The organism is Bacteroides sp. CACC 737 (assembly GCF_013874375.1).
GTDB lineage: Bacteria > Bacteroidota > Bacteroidia > Bacteroidales > Bacteroidaceae > Bacteroides > Bacteroides uniformis.
Genome location: NZ_CP059408.1, coordinates 3,059,622 through 3,077,260 on the forward strand (window position 1 = coordinate 3,059,622; position 17,639 = coordinate 3,077,260).

10 protein-coding genes are annotated in these 17,639 nt (G+C 38.5%); all 10 read right to left on the reverse strand.

Features of this window, described 5'->3' with window-relative positions; genetic code table 11:
- Window position 1: 1 nt before the first annotated feature.
- Window positions 2-2,179: a TIM-barrel domain-containing protein gene (locus H1A11_RS13110; protein WP_181757314.1), complete on the reverse strand. Its 2,178-nt coding sequence runs from the start codon at window positions 2,177-2,179 to the stop codon at window positions 2-4.
- Between the two features lie 18 nt (window positions 2,180-2,197).
- Window positions 2,198-3,997: an alginate lyase family protein gene (locus tag H1A11_RS13115; RefSeq protein ID WP_255461444.1), complete on the reverse strand. Its 1,800-nt coding sequence runs from the start codon at window positions 3,995-3,997 to the stop codon at window positions 2,198-2,200.
- Between the two features lie 95 nt (window positions 3,998-4,092).
- Window positions 4,093-5,292 (reverse strand): glycoside hydrolase family 88 protein, encoded by a 1,200-nt coding sequence (locus H1A11_RS13120; protein ID WP_181757316.1) that lies wholly within the window; start codon window positions 5,290-5,292, stop codon window positions 4,093-4,095.
- A gap of 7 nt (window positions 5,293-5,299) precedes the next feature.
- A complete protein-coding gene (locus tag H1A11_RS13125) occupies window positions 5,300-7,174 on the reverse strand; it encodes a glycoside hydrolase family 97 protein (protein ID WP_181757317.1) in 1,875 nt (624 codons plus the stop codon).
- An 81-nt stretch (window positions 7,175-7,255) separates the two neighbouring features.
- Window positions 7,256-8,032, reverse strand: coding sequence for an endonuclease/exonuclease/phosphatase family protein (locus H1A11_RS13130; RefSeq protein WP_181757318.1), 777 nt, complete (start codon window positions 8,030-8,032; stop codon window positions 7,256-7,258).
- A 207-nt stretch (window positions 8,033-8,239) separates the two neighbouring features.
- On the reverse strand, window positions 8,240-9,226 hold the full coding sequence (locus H1A11_RS13135) for a DUF4466 family protein (protein WP_181757319.1): 987 nt from the start codon (window positions 9,224-9,226) through the stop codon (window positions 8,240-8,242).
- An 8-nt stretch (window positions 9,227-9,234) separates the two neighbouring features.
- Window positions 9,235-9,636, reverse strand: a complete 402-nt coding sequence (locus tag H1A11_RS13140; protein WP_181757320.1) for a hypothetical protein — start codon at window positions 9,634-9,636, stop codon at window positions 9,235-9,237.
- Between the two features lie 17 nt (window positions 9,637-9,653).
- Entirely contained in the window at window positions 9,654-11,399 is a 1,746-nt protein-coding gene (locus tag H1A11_RS13145) for a RagB/SusD family nutrient uptake outer membrane protein (RefSeq protein ID WP_181757321.1), read from the reverse strand.
- Window positions 11,400-11,412: 13 nt separating this feature from the next.
- A complete protein-coding gene (locus tag H1A11_RS13150; protein ID WP_181757322.1) occupies window positions 11,413-14,526 on the reverse strand; it encodes a TonB-dependent receptor in 3,114 nt (1,037 codons plus the stop codon).
- Window positions 14,527-15,271: 745 nt separating this feature from the next.
- Window positions 15,272-17,566 carry a GH92 family glycosyl hydrolase gene (locus H1A11_RS13155; RefSeq protein ID WP_181757323.1) on the reverse strand — a complete coding sequence of 765 codons (2,295 nt, stop codon included), beginning with the start codon at window positions 17,564-17,566 and terminating at the stop codon, window positions 15,272-15,274.
- Between the last annotated feature and the right edge of the window lie 73 nt (window positions 17,567-17,639).

The following is a 17,639-nucleotide window of genomic DNA, read 5'->3' on the forward strand; positions in this document are numbered from 1 at the left end:
ATTATTTTATAAACACCCATTCGGACACATTATACCGCTTGCCTTTGTAAGAACCTTTACGTTTATACTTGCCCTTTCCATTTTTCACATCCAAAAGCAACCAGTTATAACTGTTCTTACTCTCGAAATCATAACTCACACCATCATCCTCGAACAAAGTAGAAGTCGCTTCCGAAGCATCCCCATAAACATGGCATACAATATCAAAAACAGAATCGTCGGCTACATATTGCAAAGGTTTAGCCAATGGCAAAATTGTTCCTCCCTTTACAAACAATGGCATTTCATCCATTGCTATGGTCACTTCATGTTCACCGCCACCTTCATAGCGTTCGTTTGTGTTAAAGTTATACCAAGTCCCCTTAGGAAAATAAACAGTCCTTTTGCCGGTATCATCCAATAATGGAGCCACCATCAAGTTATCTCCCATCATATACTGATTCGTAATATTCTGTATTTTAACATCTCCAGAGAAATCCATTAACAAAGGACGAAAAGGAGGAATACCCTCCATACAATAATGTGCGAAGGCATTATACAAGTAAGGTAATAAACGCATACGTTGGTTCACCAATTTACGTGTAATATTCTCCATTTCAATACTGTCTGTCAAAAAGATACCGGCATTGTTTTTATCTTTATCATACTGTAGCCAAGGAGGATTTTGCAAAAACCAACTGTCAACGACTGCATGGGCAGACAAAAGTACAACTTGTAAACGACGGAAAAATTCAGCCTTTGACCCGGATTGCCTCACTTCGGGTGACCACAACAATCCTCCGAAAGCCGAATTACAGACCATCTCAATATAATCTTTATACCCATAAATATCACTATACAACGAAGCAGGAATGGAAGAAGCGAACAATCCCGAAGAGCGATAATCTTGAAAAGTCCGTTTATTTTCACTGACATACATCTCATTCAATGTCCGCAAATAAAGCATACCAAATGCTTGATGCACTTGTTCACCATCCATTCCGGAGGGGAAAGTACTCATTTCGGGAAATCCCCAAGTAGCATTCCCTACAGAAACATCCGAATTATCACATTCGTCAAGTTTGAAACCTGATATACCTTCACGCATTAACTGCTTATGATAATCAGCAAAGCGCGTTCTCGTCTCCGGCAAAGCAAAATCCGGTACCAGTCCACCCCATACCAGAAAATCACCAGAATAATCCTTCAGCGGTTTCCATAACGGTGAAGTAGGATGCACATAAGCATGTTCCCACAGATTCACTTTGTAATGATTCCCAATCAAGGTTTTCAACATTGAATGATGATCCGGATAACGTTCCTTATTCCATACATAAGAACAAGAATAGGCAGCCGTATGCCAACCGGGTTCCAACCCAATCACATCACAAGGAATCTTCTTATCCCTAAAATAGGACTGTACCCTCATAACTCCCTCTTGCGTAAAATCAGTCTTAGTACGGTATTTAAAACCAAGTCCCCACATAGGAGGCAAACATCCACCGCCGGAAAACAAATTATATTTCTGAACGGCTTCCTTCAAACCGGAAGCCTGAAAGATAAACACTTCCACCCCATCACAGTTCGGAATATCAACATATACATAGCTTCCGGATTTCTCATTAGCATATAATTCTTCGGTAGAGATCTTCACTTCTCCAGTAGGGGACGGAGATTTCTCTTGAATATTTTTTTCAGTATGAGTACCACAGTAAAAAGTCGTGTATCGTAAAGTATTAACCAGAATTCCATATCCTTTGCTTGACACATAGAACGGTTGCGGAGCATGTGTATAACCCAATGTGTTCAAAGGATGGTCATTCACGATGGGTCTCTTCTTTAATCCCCGTTGCTGAAACGAACCAATCTGAAGCCCAAAACCATAAAGCTGTTCTCCATCTTGCAAAGGTATAGACACACGACTTCCACGTGTAGTCACTCTCATATCAATATCCTTCAACGTAAAAGGAAGTTCCCTGGTGGCAAGCTTATCCAGTGCACTATACTTAGGTCCCTTCGGACAAAAATCATAAGGGGTGAATTTATCCGGTATTCCTATAGACAAACGATAAACCCCATTGGCCAACGTGTCAACAGTAACAGCATTCTGCCCTCTTACGCTCAATACACCTCCCCAAAAAAACAAAGCAAAAATATAAACCTTTAAAAACTTTAATTTCCCAATATATCCTTGTCGCATAAATCTACATCATTAAAATCATTCAACCAATTTCCAAATAACCTCAATATCCAACTTCTTTCCCTTAACCCGCACAATTAAAGGATATACATCCTCACCCGGTGTCAATCCCTTAGGAGGAATGCCCGGTGCTACCCCCGTATATAGTTCATAAGGCACAGAGAGATTCAAAATCAGCTTTGTTCCATCACGTAACTCAAAAAAACAGCTCCCATCTCCACAGCCTTTACTTACATTAGAAATACGCTCATATTCGGGTAGCGTATCACACCTTGCAGCAGGCAAAGCCACAGAATCACGCAATATCAAAGTATAGTCATACACATGTTCCTCCTCCGACTCACAAGTAAAACGGTCTGTCAAATTTAGTCCATCCAATGACAAGCTCCTGCACATTTTCACTCCCGGATAAGCATTCTCTGAGGAGGCTTCTATTTTTCCACCATTGAAAGTAGGTTCAAACAAGGAAATCTTTTCCCCAACAGCATTCTGATTCTTCCTATCAACTGTCACCGTATTATGTGAAATTGTCTTCTGATACCAAGCATAGCAATCGGGGACTCCGTATGCCGTAGTACCCAAATCTGGCAGAATCTCTTTACGACCGTCATGAATGCTTATTGACAGCTTGTCTGGATGCCCGTGCAATCCACCACTCGGTCCGTTTTTCAATACCACCGTTTTATCTTGGAAGCGCAATACGCCAACTCCCAAATCCGGAAACAGATGACTATCCAAGGAAACGCGCCCATCATGCGATTTCAAATCCATCCCGTTTATCAATGCCTCCGGCGATTTCCTTTCAATTTTCTTATAACATGCAGCCAGAATGTCCGTCATCTGTCGATTACCGGTGCGCAAAGCCACAATCTCGTATAGACCCGTTTGCTCAAACAAAGTAGTCCCATACCAACCGTCATTCTGCGAAGGAAACATCAAATCCGAATAAAGCAACTGCACGGGCGACAAGAACATATTAACAACCTTCGGGTCGTACAAATCAATATTGCGGCACCTTACCGCCTCGGCAGACAGCAGAATAGCCCGCAACGGATAAAAGTGATAAACCACGGAACCTTCATTCCACCAACCATCATCATATACATGATACTTCTGCATATCATAATACCCCAGCACCGGTTTCTTCAGAGCGACGTCAATTATGGAATCACTTTTTAAAGCAACTCCCAATGCCATGATTCCTCCGTTGTGCCATACCTGCCAATTGCCTTTATCACGACTTCCCATCAGTAACTCCGCACAAGGACGCAGAAAGCCATTCTTTATCTGCCGTTGTTCCTCCGAAGTCATTGCTTTAGAAGCCACCAGATAAGCACGAGCTGCATCTATGGCCCAAACAGCCTCGTCCAAGCTCTGAGAAAACAGCTTACCACTTGTGCCCGGATTATATTTCCTCTCCCTATCATGAATTTTATAAGCAGGATATTTCCGGGATAAGTCCAACAACATTGATGCTATATTACGGGCATATTGCTTTTTATCTGTTGCTAAATATAGATACATATTAGCCTTCAAGTAGTCCAAATTAGCAGCATGAACAAAATTTACCCAAGCCCAGTCATATTTATCCACTCCACTCCATTTCTTTTTACACACGGTACAATAGTGTTCTTTAGGGCTGTCCCAATCAAACACAAACTGAGTATTATGAATCGGGCAAAAATAGTGATGTCCATGTCCCCCCTCCAAAGTCGGTATTTCCAGAGAATGTTTTTCTCTTTCCGCAATCGTCTTATCAAGCCTTTTTAAGATTTTTCGTCCCCATTCTGTTTTCGAAGAAGACTTGATATTATTCATGTCCTCTTGAGAATAAAAATAAAAACCAGCATCTTGTTGGGCAAAAACCGACTGCACAAGAAACAAACTTATCAGTAAAAGAAATCTGTTCTTCATCATCCAACGACCTTGCAATTATTGTTAATCCTATTCAGTCTAATTAATGCCTCTATATAATAATAATCGGCATAGATTATCGAAGCATCTATCTCTGACCCATGAGGCTTATGCCCGGTGGAATGCAGCAAAAAAGCATTGTTTACCTCTCCACTCAAATAGGCTGGAGATGATAAAGCTTCCAGCATCTTTATGGCAGCATCAAAGTAGTGCTCAGCCTTCTTTTTATCCTTGATGTATAAGCTCAATTCAAGCAATCCCGAAGCCACCACTGCAGCAGCCGAAGCATCTCTCGGTTCTTCTGGAATACCGGGTGCATCAAAATCCCAATAAGGGATGTAATCCGCCGGGAGTCTTTGCAGGTAAGTATCCGTAGCCTTTTGAGCTACATCAAGAAAAACAACATTTCCCGTTTCCCTATAGCACATGGTAAAACCATAGATTGCCCATGCCTGCCCACGTGCCCATAAAGATTCATCCGCATATCCCTGATGAGTCAATTGGCTGATTCTTTTTCCGCTGAGCGTATCATATACCACCACGTGGCATGTACTGTAATCATCCCTGAACTGATTGTTAGCAGTCACCTCCGCATGGCTGAATGCAATATCATACAACCTTTTATTGCCTCCATTCTTAGCAGCCCAAAACAGCAGTTCCAGATTCAGCATATTATCAATGATTGTGTTGTGTGGCCATCCTTTTTGCTGTCTCATTCCCGGCCATGAATGAATCGTACCTACCCGTTCATCAAACAAAGTTGCCAACGAATCGGCTGCCCGTAGCAACATCTTCTTATATTTTTGTTCACCCGTCAATCTATAAGCATTGCCCAAACTGCAATACATCATAAATCCCAAATCATGGTTGCCCGGTTTGTGGTCAAGCACCGGATATAAAGCAGAAGAATAACGTTCTGCCTGCTTCTTAATCTCTGCATCATGCGAATACTCATATGCATACCAAAGTATTCCGGGCCAAAAGCCACTTGTCCAATCATAAATGGAGGTACAGTTCCATTTACGTTCATCCTTGTCAGACAATATATTACGTGGCATCTGGGTGGTATCATCCAAGCTATTCAGGCTTTTCTCTATCTGCCCTCCGCAATAGTCCAACAACGGTTCCACCTCAAACTTAGAATGAGAAGAACATGAACATAACAGAACGAACAGACTTCCTAAAACATATCTTTTCATAACGAAACTAATCTTTAAGTTCTTTGATAATCATGGCCACACCGCCACGAGACAAAAGAGACAACTTCAAGTTGGTTTTTGCCGTCACCTTTTTTGTGTCTATGGCTACATGCGTTCGTGTTTTCACTTTCTCTCCTCCATCAGTAAACATTGTCAATTCATATTTCTTGCCTTCTTCCAAAAAGTCAAGAGAAACATTCAGTTTTCTTGCGTCATTGTTAGTAAGACAACCTACATACCAAACATTGTCTTTTCTACGAGCCATCGTTATATACTCGCCAATAGCGCCATCAAGCGTTTTAGAGTCATCCCAAGTAGTAGGTAGATTATCAAAGAAGAACAACTCTGGTTCATCTTTCACATCTTCCGGAGTATCATACCAATATAAGAACTGCAAAGGACTATAGTTTATCACAGATAATGCCATTTGATGACAAGCCGTATTCAGCAATGAACGTGCATTCAAGCTCTTTTCCAAGCCCGGCTTCAACTCTTTACGGTGATAATAACAAACCGTAGCATCTGCTGCTCCACAAAGGAACCGGGTAAAGGGCAAAGTTGTATTGTTTACACCATCAGGGAACTCCTCATTACCTCTGACACCTTCCTGAGTCAGAAGATTAGGATAAGTACGGCTAAATCCTGTAGGTCTATATTCATCATGAATATCCACCATCAAATGATGTTTTGCACACTTCTTTACCGCATCATGTAACCATGTTGTCCATCTGAATGAACCGACATGCACGAATCCGAATTTGATACCTGCTATCCCCCAAGATTCATACAACGGTAATATTTCGTCCAAATAGGCAGACAAAGCACGCTGATTGACATATACCCAGACCCCTACACCTTTGCTCTTTGCATATCTCACCACTTCAGGCATATCCAAATCATTGACCGGACAACGCTGCGGATCAACATCCGATTTTCTAGGATCTGACTCTTTTGAGATTTCCGAACCATACCAACCCGAATCAAAATGAATATAGTTCAATCCTCTTTTAACAGCAAAATCCACAACTTTCTTAGCCCCATCCGTAGTAAGGGAAACGGTACGGATTATACGTCCCGGCTTAATCCAGCTTGTATCTTCTATTTGGCAAGGCTTATTCAAATTCAAAATCAAGTCATTGTTATTGATTAAGTCTTTGGGACTTTCAGCAATCATAACAACTCTCCAGGGGGTTTCAAATGGAGCTATATCTTCAACTGCGTCATACATCTTGCAACGAATCACGTTACTCTCCCCTTTACGTACTACAAATTTGGTTCTGCTATAATCGACCATTTCTGCCTCAGCCAAGCTTGCATAAAGCCCATTTTCTAATTGAAGAGTCAATGGTCGCTCAGCCTCACCCGGCCAGTCCTTAACCAACATACGTTTATGTTCTGCTTGAGCAAAAGGAGCAAACCAGCAGTAAGTATTTTCCGGCACGGTAAAAGTTGTAAATTCTTCCGTAATGCGTAAATAAGATCCGTGCAAATATTTGTATCTGAAACCGACACCCGAATTGTAAATTCTGACAATCAAAGCGAGTTTGTCACCACGTCCCTTTCCCTTCAATGTATATGTGTACCCCTTATAACAATCATTTACTACCGAACGTTCTCCATAAACCGGATACCAGTCTTGATTTACAGAAACAGAATCAATGCGCTCTATCTCCATATTATCCTTCCATCTATCTATACCAAGACACGATTCTAAAATAACCGGTTTCCCTTTATAGGAAACTTCGTACTTCAATTGTCCATTCACCTCATAAACCGAAAAGCCAACGGAGTTATCGGGAGAATGAAAAACTTGCTTAGTATTTCCAGCATGAGCCAATAATATACTTAAAATACAGAAAACAATACTACTCAATATTCTCATAGCAATATCATCAATTTAATAATTAATAAATTTAAAACAAATCACTAAAAAGGGAAGTATCCACAAAAAACATCTAACATATCAATGCATTAGTTCTACCTCTGAATAAATTGGCAGATGATCAGACAATGAAACACTATCCACTTTTGAAGACACCAATTTCCAACTTCTTTTGGGATATCCCCATAAATAGTCTATCTTATTTTTAGGTTTTTGAGTTGGAGAAGTCAACATTGCATCATCAGATAACGGTTCCCAGTCCTCAAAATAAGTTATTATCTCCTTCGAATTAGGAGTTGCATTAAAGTCTCCTCCCAATATGACCGGAAAGTTCTTTTCTTTCAGAATTTCTGTAATAACCTCTAGCTGTCTATCACGTGAAGCAGAAGAAGTATAATCCAAATGAGTAGAAGCAACAATAATCGTATCTCCACTGGATAATTCAACCTCAGCCATCAATAATGCACGAGCTTCATTTTGTACTTCTTGTTTGGGCAACATTACCTTTTGCACACTAATATAAGGAAATCTTGTCAGCAGACCAATACCATAAAACCCACCTGCATAAGATATAGTCTTTCCATACAAAGGAAACATCTTCGTATAATAGCCTAATTCCACTATAAAATTCTTATCATGTTGATGAGGTGCCTTTTCACGCTTAGTCATGCAATCCAACTCTTGTAAAGCCACAAAATCCGGTTCACAAATTGTAACAAAATCTGCAATTTTTTTCAAAGATGCTAATTCTCCAAAACGCAAATTATATGTCATAACTTTTAAACGTACTGATTCTTGAGCAAATGAAGAAGAAAGTAAAAAGAACAAAAAAAGAACAGAACTAATTATTAACTTCATAGCTTTATCTAAAATTCTAGTAACTATTATCTAATAGAATTCCTCCAAAGTCATGAGTTATCCAACAAATTTATGGTCCCAATTCAAATAATGCTAAGATAAATTCAAGTTCTTGATGTGAGGAAAAGACAATAATGCAATTAATATTCAAAAAACATAAAAGCTACACACTCTACTATATTAAATTTCAAGTGTGTAGCCATATTTTTACTCTAAACGCAATCTTTTGATACCAATAATAGCTTTCTTATTATTGGTATCCAAACTATTAATGTAAATATATGCTGCATATTTACCATCTGATGTTTTCATGAAAACACCACCTTCAGCACGAATATCCAAGACATAATCTACAGAATTTTCAAAAGTTTGTGATCTTAAATCCAAATCATCCACATAAATATCCGTATTAACATCATCTTTAAGCTGTCCATCCCATACATAAAGTTTCTTATCCATCAATGTTTTCTTTTTTTCTATTCCTGACGGCAAAACAAAATCATCCGGATAAAACCCTTCAGCAGCAGGAGCAAAAAATGCATGTTTATAGTCATAACTGTTTCCATTTACATTTTTCTTAGGAGCATACGCATAAATAAAATCGATTTTTGAAAACAAGTTTCCACTTATTACTTCATTTTTTGTATATGCCTTCATATCCTCAATAGAAAAATAACGACTGCCATCTTCTTCTCCAGACAAGGAAATAAGTTTTCTCATATCCATAGCAGATACATTATAAGAAGGTGTCCTATAAGAAACTTTCTCTCCATTTTCCGAAACTGTTGAAAAAACAAAAGAAACTTTTTTTCCCCGAACTTCTTCAGGAATAACATAATAATAACGCAAGGTCGTAGCTTGTGAATCTATGATTTTAGCACTTGAAGTACGCCCTTCCGTCCGACAATCCGAAGCCACAACTTCAGATTTATCGACACCATTTTCAGTATGCCATGCGTAAGGCTCAAAGTTAGTACCTTCACCACCTGGTACAGACGCTTCAACACACATCATAGACAATTTACTATCAGATGTACCAGCTGCATAGGCAAAATTTATTTTTTCTCCTACAATCAAAGGAGACATTGTTCTTTTTATCAAATCATTCTGCAATGCTCCATTATCTTCGTCTGAACAAGCAACTACAGATATCAATATAACTGCAAAAAAACTTAAAATAGATATTTTCTTCATAACATCACTCATTGTTGAACTGTAACAGTAATAGTATATTTTTTCTTAATTTGACGATTTCCTGAAACTAAAGTATATTCTTTAGGTTCTGTAAAATCAACCCACTTTCCCATACCGGGATGTACAGTTATATCATCCGTTACACCACAATAAGGTTTTACTTTTTGAAGATTCGTCCCGAATTTAGCCACTGCTGTTACTGTACAAGCCACAGTATCAATTAGTCCATTTGAAACAGTAGGAGTTTTAACTAGAACATTCTGATGGTCTGTACCAAGCAAGTTAAAACTACTCATATAGCATTTAGTTTTATCTGAAATCAACAAGCCATTATCATCAATCGGATAATCATTACAAGAGGCCATGAAACCAGCCAAAGCAAATATAAACAAAGTTATTTTAGTTTTCATTGTACTTCTATTTTTTGTTATAACCAACAATCATTTTGAGTCATATTAGGATTTTTATCAATCTCTAATTGAGGAATCTTAAAACGGTAAAATCGCTGAAAATCACGTTCTTGTGCATTTTTAAATTCATCACGGAAAAACTCTCCCCAAGTAGATTCCAAACGATATCCATTAGGCTGTGGCCAAAGTTTCTCAACCATATTCCATCTACGAATATCAAAAAATCTTTGTCCTTCTGCAACAAGTTCTACACAACGTTCTTGATCAATTGCATTAAAGAATGCCTCTTTCGATTCAAATTTACTCCTCTCAAGCGGGGGAAGTGCTGCTCTATGACGTATCTGATTAATCAAGTCAAAACACTCGTCTGTTGGCCCATTGTTAATTTCATTAATAGCTTCACAATACATCAACCAAACATCGGGCAAACGCATCAGATAAGTGTCTTGAGGCCCTTGGTCTCTTGATCCCCATGCATAAGTTCTTACAAATTTACGGAATATATATCCTGTACGTCTTCCTGAAGATATATAAGTAACATTATCATCAAATTTATATCTAAAAATCAAAGTGTCAGGACCTATAGTCATTCCGTCATTAGAAACACGTACCATTTTTTGTCCATCCCACATGACAGTTGCATATAAACGATAATCACGTCCCTCGTACGATTCTGGATTACAAGCACCATTTTCAACAGATTCTTTATCGGCTGCATCTGTTTTTACCATAGGAGGAGCATAATCTCCAGTTGAAAGCAATTGGTATTTATCAACCAAACGGATAGTAGGAGTAACATTGGTACCGCCAGCACCTGTACTACGAGTAGCAAAGTCGTAAGTATAATAGTCTCCCAGTCCCGGAGAATTCGGTCCCATATTGCTTGTAGCAAAAATTATCTCATTGCAGTACTCATTCTTTCCATTAAACAACTCTCCATAAGAAGGATTGTTGGGTTCTCCTGGATCACCATTTTTAAATAAAGCCCGACCATATTCAGGTTTCATAACCTCCTTGAAGTCTTCTGCAGCAGCCCTATAATAAGCCAATGCCTCATCCATTTTATTTTCATTTTTCATCCAAGAAGCCCAGAATAGTTTAATTTTTCCACTAAATGCATACACAGCTACACGTGTTGCCCTGCCACGTTCCGAATCTATAATTGTAATAGGAATATTCTCCTTCGCATAATCAAGATCTTTTAAGATATTATCCTTAATAGTCTCACGAGGGGTCCTACCCATAGAGAAAGCTTCATCATTGCCATTCAAAGTATGTGTATAATAAGGAACATCTCCCCAAAGATCTATCAAACGGAAATAAGCCAATGCCCTTAAAAAGTACAATTCCCCTTTAATACGCTTCAAACCAACCTGATCGGTTGCATTCATATAGGTTTCAAGCATTTTGTCCACATTTTCTAGCACATAATTAGCCCTATTTACCACTTGATAAGCATCTTTCCAACATTGATCGTTGTTAGAACCAACCATAGAAGCCGGTTGCCAAATGCCATTATAAGGATTACGAATATCCCCCCACATTATATCAGTGGCAGTATCCCATTTATACTCTTTATGGAAAAGAGTACGAGTAGCATTATAAACCCCATGTAATGCATAAGTAGCATCTTCTGTTGTTTTCCAAAACAAATCTGAAGATAAATCTGCTGTGGGAGGCTGATTCAATAAATCGCTTACACAAGATGAACCGACCATACCTATCAAACAAGACAATGTTATTTCTTTTATATACAGTTTCATAGTTCTTAGTTTATTAAAATCCAACATTAATACCGAACGAGATTGTTTTCATTATAGGGAAAGGATCCTCATTTATATTATTTCCTACTCTTGCTTTTTCAGGATCAACACCCTTCCATGCAGTCAATGTGAACAGATTCTCTGCCGACATATAGCATCGCACTTTATTAAGAGTTAATTTATCCAACCATTTTTTAGGAAAATTATAACCTATCTGCAAGTTTTTCATACGTAAATAGCTCAAATCTTGCAACCAAAAAGAGGATTCGGTCCCATTAGGTGCAGTATTAACAGAAGCCAATCTTGGTAATTCAGCACCTCTATTATCTATGCTCCACGTATCATCCCAATGGTATTCTTGGAATACATGGCGGTCTTCACCAACATTTACAGCATTCATATGTCCATACCAATAATCCTTACGCCCTGTAGAACCTTGGAACAACATGCTAATATCTATACCATTCCACTCAGCAAACAAATTCAAGCCATAATTTGCTGTGGGTCTTTGTTCGTTAATTTTCGGATTAGCCTTTTTATCCGCACCAGTTATTTGACCGTCACCATTTAGATCTTCATATAAAAGATCACCGGGAGCAATAGTAGTAGTACCCTGATAAGGTGCATTATAAATATCTTCCCAAGTTTGGGCAATACCAGATGATACCGTATAGTAATTAAAATAATAAGGCATATCTATAAATATTTTGCTCGGATTACGGTATTCATTCCATTTTTCCAACTTATCTCTATTATATGAAAAATTGAAAGCAGCACCATAATTAAACTTTTGAATGTTCGATTGCCATCTTAGATTCAGTTCAACACCCCGGTTTCTCAAGTCACCAATATTAACACGAGGAGCAGAATAGCCTGAGAGCAATGTAGATAATTGAGAAGGACGAATCATACCCGTTGTCAATCGATCGTACACATCAATCTCGGCAGTAAGTTGATTATTAAAGAATCCTAAATCCAAACCAATATTGGCCACAGTTGTCTTTTCCCATGTAAAATCCCGATTAATCATTTTGTTTGCACTAAATCCTTTTACTAAAGTATTGCCATTTAGCGCATAAGGTGTACTGCTGAAAGTTTCTTTCTGCTCATATTTTTTCACTCCAGAATTATTCCCCAAAGAACCGTATGAAACTCTCAACTTACCAGATGACAGCACTTTTTTTAATGGTTCAAAGAATTCTTCTTCCGAAAAACGCCAACCAAAAGAACCTGACGGAAAGTAACCATATTGATGACCTGGTAAAAATTTAGAAGAGCCGTCCGCACGGAAAGTAAACTCAAATAGATAGCGATCTAAAATAGAATAATTTAAACGTCCTAAGAAAGAGCGCAAACCTTCTTCATCCGAGGCTCCCCCCGTTCTTTGAGTAGTGTTTAATGCTGCGTCTATTTCATTAAGACTACCATGCAAACGGTCATTCCTTCCAGCAGAAAACCAACGGTTATACCAATACTCTTCATTCATTGCAACCATAGCTGAAAGATGATGTCCTTTTATGATTTCCTTTTCATAACGTAATTGGAATTGAAGCAGTGTCTTATAACCCTGATTCGTTGAATTCGATATACCTGCACTATTCTCGATAAAAACTTTAGTCGGCTTTCCCGTCTGAAAATCCCACAACTGTAATCCTGGATCCGATTGATAGGATTTCACAAACTGGTTATAATAATTCAAACCAAAATCAACCCGTGCCGTAAAACCATCAAAGACATTCCATTCGCCATAAATGTTTCCATTATATTCTTGTCTTTCTTTTATATTGTTTCGTGTATTAATGTCAGCATATAAATTCACAGCCATAGCAGACTCACCATACGCCATATGTCCACCATATTGTCGTGTTTCAGGATTATAAGGATAAATACCAGTAATAGCGACAGAAGTCGGCAGATTATCCACATTATAGTCCACAAAACCATTGTTGTAAGCATAGGTCATCTTAGTCCATTGCCCATCCATTCTTGCACCTACTTTTATATTCTTGCGAATATTATAATCCATATTAAAACGAAAATTGTAACGATTATTATCGTTTTTAATCATAAATCCCTCTTCATCCAAATAACCGATAGATAAATAGAAATTATGCTTCTCACCCGCTCCCTGAGCCGATATATTATGAGATTGCACCAATCCGGTTCTTGTTACCCAATCTAATTGGTTCTCATTGGGAAAACGTATAGGGTCTATCATTCCCATTGACAACCATTGTTCAATAGTACCATCATTAAATTTAGGAATTGAGCGTCCTGCCCTTGAAGCTCTTTGATGCAAAGTCAACGATTTTGGATAGCTTTCCAAAATATCATAAAACTTCGTAGGATCAGCCACTGCAAAATTACCCGTATAATTTATTTGGACTTTTTCAGCTCCCTTACCCGTTTTGGTGGTAACTAGAATCACACCATTGGCAGCACGAGAGCCATAAATTGCAGAAGAAGAGGCATCTTTCAAAACAGAAATACTTTCAATATCATTCATATCAATTCTATTGATATCAACATCGGGCATTCCATCAACTACAATAAGAGGATCAGCATCATTAACAGTACCCAAACCACGCACTAACAGTTTTGAATTGCTAGCTCCAGCCATACCTGTACTCTGCTGTACCGCCAAACCTGGAATCATACCAGACAAAGCAGAAGAAACATTTGTCACTGTCCTACTTGCAATAGTCTCATCAACTTTCATGGCCGCGACAGAACCTGTCAGGTTTACTTTCTTCTGTGAACCATAACCTACAACAACAACTTCATCCAATACATTATTATCCAACACCAATCCGACATTAAAAACCCCTTTTTCTTTCACCTTCAAAGTAGTAGTCAAATAACCTATGTATTTAAACTCCAACATAGTACCAATCGGAGCCTTTAACGCATAATTACCATCAAGGTCTGTCACAACACCATTACTTGTTCCTTTTTGCAAAATTGTGACACCAACCAAGGGCTCTCCCGTAATTTTATCAAAAACACGTCCTCTAACATCCGCGTTCTGGGCAAAAACAGAACACACAAAAAAAAGATTTAAAAAGACATAAAGAAAAGCATACCTATAAATGGGGTATGATTTCTCTTTTAAATAATCGTTCTTCATAAATTATGATTAACTTTAGATTAAACATTACTCTTTGACATGTTATTATATAATTCGTCCTATTTTAAAAACTTTATTCCACACCAAAATATCAACTGACATTTTTACATTAAAATAACGACTATAAAACGGGCAACAAATACAATTATAAAATATCAAAGAAAAAAATAAATTAAACAGCTACAGCCAAATATTTAGCAATATCCAACAGCTATCAGCTTTCCACAAATGGCCATTAAATACAGATGCAAAATAACAAAATACATAGCGCAATGTAAATAGATTATTCTTCTTAAAAGATGGATAATTTTATTATATAAATAAAGTAATACCACAGATGTAAAAATACTCTGTTATCATCTTATATTTCTTACCTAAAAGACAAGAGCTATATATTCCTTTGAATTTATAATATTACAAATTCAAAGTTACAAACAAATACACTGCAAGTAATTCATAAACGGTGATTATGAAATATTGCAAGAAATTATTGTTAACATTTAGTTCAATCCTTCCTACCCCAAATCAAAAAAGATTCTTTGATAAGTGTCTTCCACATCTCCAACAAAAGATTTGCCAGCATACCACTATGTGCACTTTCTTCTCCATATTAAATAAAACTAAAAATTACGTTCTTCATCAAAATGCAGATAAAAAGATTGGCTCTTTCCTTTCTTATACAGAAAAAGAAGAGCCAAATCATTTCAATACATGCAACTCTGAAAACAATATTATCCTTTAAACCTCATTCCTTTTCTAATGAGAATGAATAGGGAACATCCGAATCCATCGTACCTCTTTTCATATTGGGCTGAGCAGACATACGATAATCCATCCTCATACCTTGAACCATTTTGTCATGCTCCAAATAATTCTTCCCATATTTCTTTCCATCAATCTTCAATTCATCAATATAGCAATTAATTATACCAGTTTCCGGAGCATTGATCGTCACGTCGGCCCCATTCTCCAGATGAATCACAGCCTTACGGAAAAGCGGAGTTCCCAATACATATTGACCTGAGCCCGGACATACCGGATAAAATCCAAGAGCTGAAAAAACATACCAAGCAGAAGTCTGCCCGTTATCTTCATCTCCACAATAACCGTCAGGCGTAGGTACATAGAACTTGTCCATCACTCGACGGAGCCACATTTGCACTTTCCAGGGAGTACCGGCATAATTATACAAGTAAATCATATGCTGTACCGGCTGGTTGCCATGAGCATAGTTACCCATATTCATAACCTGCATCTCCCGTATCTCATGGATAACACTACCATAATAACTTTCATCAAACACCGGTGGAACCATGAATATAGAATCCAGCATGGCCACAAACCGATGTTTACCACCCATAAGGTCTATTAACCCCTGAGGGTCATGAAACACAGACCAAGTATAATGCCATGCATTCCCCTCCGTGAAAGCATCGCCCCATTTGAAAGGAGAAAATGGGGTTGTAAAACTACCGTCCTCATTACGCCCCCGCATCAAGGAGGTTTCCGCATCAAAAAGATTTTTGTAATTCATAGAACGCTTCGCGTATAAATCAATCTCGGATTGAGGCCGCCCTAAAGCTTTTGCCAAACGGTAAATACACCAGTCATCATAGGCATACTCAAGTGTACGAGCTGCATTTTCCCGGATACCGACGTCGTAGGGTACATACCCCAAACGGTTATAGTATCCGCACCCCCAACGTCCGGTAGATTTTACCGTCGGATGTTCTTTATTGGCAGTAGCTATCAAGCCTTCATAAAGAGTTTCCACATCATCAACTTTTACGCCTTTTAGATAAGCATCGGCAATCACCGAAGCTGAGTTATTACCCACCATGCAGTCCCTATGTCCGGGACTCGCCCACTCAGGATAGAAACCGCTCTCCTTATAAACATTGAGTAGCCCTTCCTGAATTTCCTTATTGACCGAAGGGTATATCAGATTCAACAATGGAAAAAGACAACGGAAAGTATCCCAGAAACCGGTATCCGTATACATATATCCAGGAAGTATCTTACCATTATAAGGGCTATAATGATAAGCTTCCCCCTGCTCATTTAATTCGTAGAATTTCCGTGGAAACAAAGTGGAACGATACAGACAAGTATAAAAGGTCTTTAACTCATCATCCGTACCACCGCTTACTTCAACACGTCCCAGCACATCATTCCATTTATCCTTCGCAGCCTTGCAAACTTGGTCGAAGGAACTTCCTTTTACCTCTTGCAAATTTAGCAACGCTTGTTCTAGACTGATGAATGAAGAGGCCACTTTTATCTGAATCTGCTCGCCTCTGAAAGTCCTGAATCCAACAATGGCACCTACATGATTACCGCTCTGCTCCAATACCTCGGAAACCATATCCTCGGCCACAGTGTTCACAAATTCAAAATCACATTCAAACTCTATAACAAACCAGTTACGGAAATTATCAGGCACACCACCACTATTACGGGTAGAATAACCTACAATTCTTCTTTTATCCGGCTCCACCTTGATATATGAGCCATTATCGTAGGCATCTATGACAACATACGAACAATCATTCTCCGGATAAGTAAAACGAAAAGCGGCGGCCCTATCTGAAGGAGCTATCTCGGCCATGATATCATGTTCAGCCAAATAAACACTATAATAATAGGGTTTTGCCGTCTCAGCTTTATGACCGAACCAACTGGCACGACGTTCCTCATCAAATTCCGGCCGTCCCACTATAGGCATCACCGCAAACTGACCGTAATCATTAATCCAGGGAGAAGGCTGATGAGTCTGTTTGAACCCGCGGATTTTGGTATCTGTATAAGTATAAGTCCATCCATCCCCCATCTTCCCGGTTTGTGGAGTCCAAAAATTCATCCCCCAAGGAGTAGCAATGGCTGGATAAGTATTACCGGTAGAAAAAGAATGCATAGATTGTGAACCCATCAATGGATTTACATATTCTACATAGTCACAATTTCTACTTGCTGCAATACAAAAATTGCAAGCCGAAACGACCATTAAAAGCAAAAACAAGATTCCGTTTATTTTTCGCATTTCCCAATTAATATATCTTTTTATCATAAGATTATAAAAGCCCCTATTCTTCAACAAAGGGGAATAGATAACT

Bases quoted from the DNA above. Each gene is read 5' to 3' on its own strand.
- H1A11_RS13125 (WP_181757317.1), bottom strand. From the start codon at position 7,174: ATGAGAATATTGAGTAGTATTGTTTTCTGTATTTTAAGTATATTATTG.
- H1A11_RS13115 (WP_255461444.1), bottom strand. From the start codon at position 3,997: ATGAATAATATCAAGTCTTCTTCGAAAACAGAATGGGGACGAAAAATC.
- H1A11_RS13110 (WP_181757314.1), bottom strand. From the start codon at position 2,179: ATGCGACAAGGATATATTGGGAAATTAAAGTTTTTAAAGGTTTATATT.
- H1A11_RS13130 (WP_181757318.1), bottom strand. From the start codon at position 8,032: ATGAAGTTAATAATTAGTTCTGTTCTTTTTTTGTTCTTTTTACTTTCT.
- H1A11_RS13120 (WP_181757316.1), bottom strand. From the start codon at position 5,292: ATGAAAAGATATGTTTTAGGAAGTCTGTTCGTTCTGTTATGTTCATGT.
- H1A11_RS13135 (WP_181757319.1), bottom strand. From the start codon at position 9,226: ATGAAGAAAATATCTATTTTAAGTTTTTTTGCAGTTATATTGATATCT.
- H1A11_RS13150 (WP_181757322.1), bottom strand. From the start codon at position 14,526: ATGAAGAACGATTATTTAAAAGAGAAATCATACCCCATTTATAGGTAT.
- H1A11_RS13140 (WP_181757320.1), bottom strand. From the start codon at position 9,636: ATGAAAACTAAAATAACTTTGTTTATATTTGCTTTGGCTGGTTTCATG.
- H1A11_RS13155 (WP_181757323.1), bottom strand. From the start codon at position 17,566: ATGCGAAAAATAAACGGAATCTTGTTTTTGCTTTTAATGGTCGTTTCG.
- H1A11_RS13145 (WP_181757321.1), bottom strand. From the start codon at position 11,399: ATGAAACTGTATATAAAAGAAATAACATTGTCTTGTTTGATAGGTATG.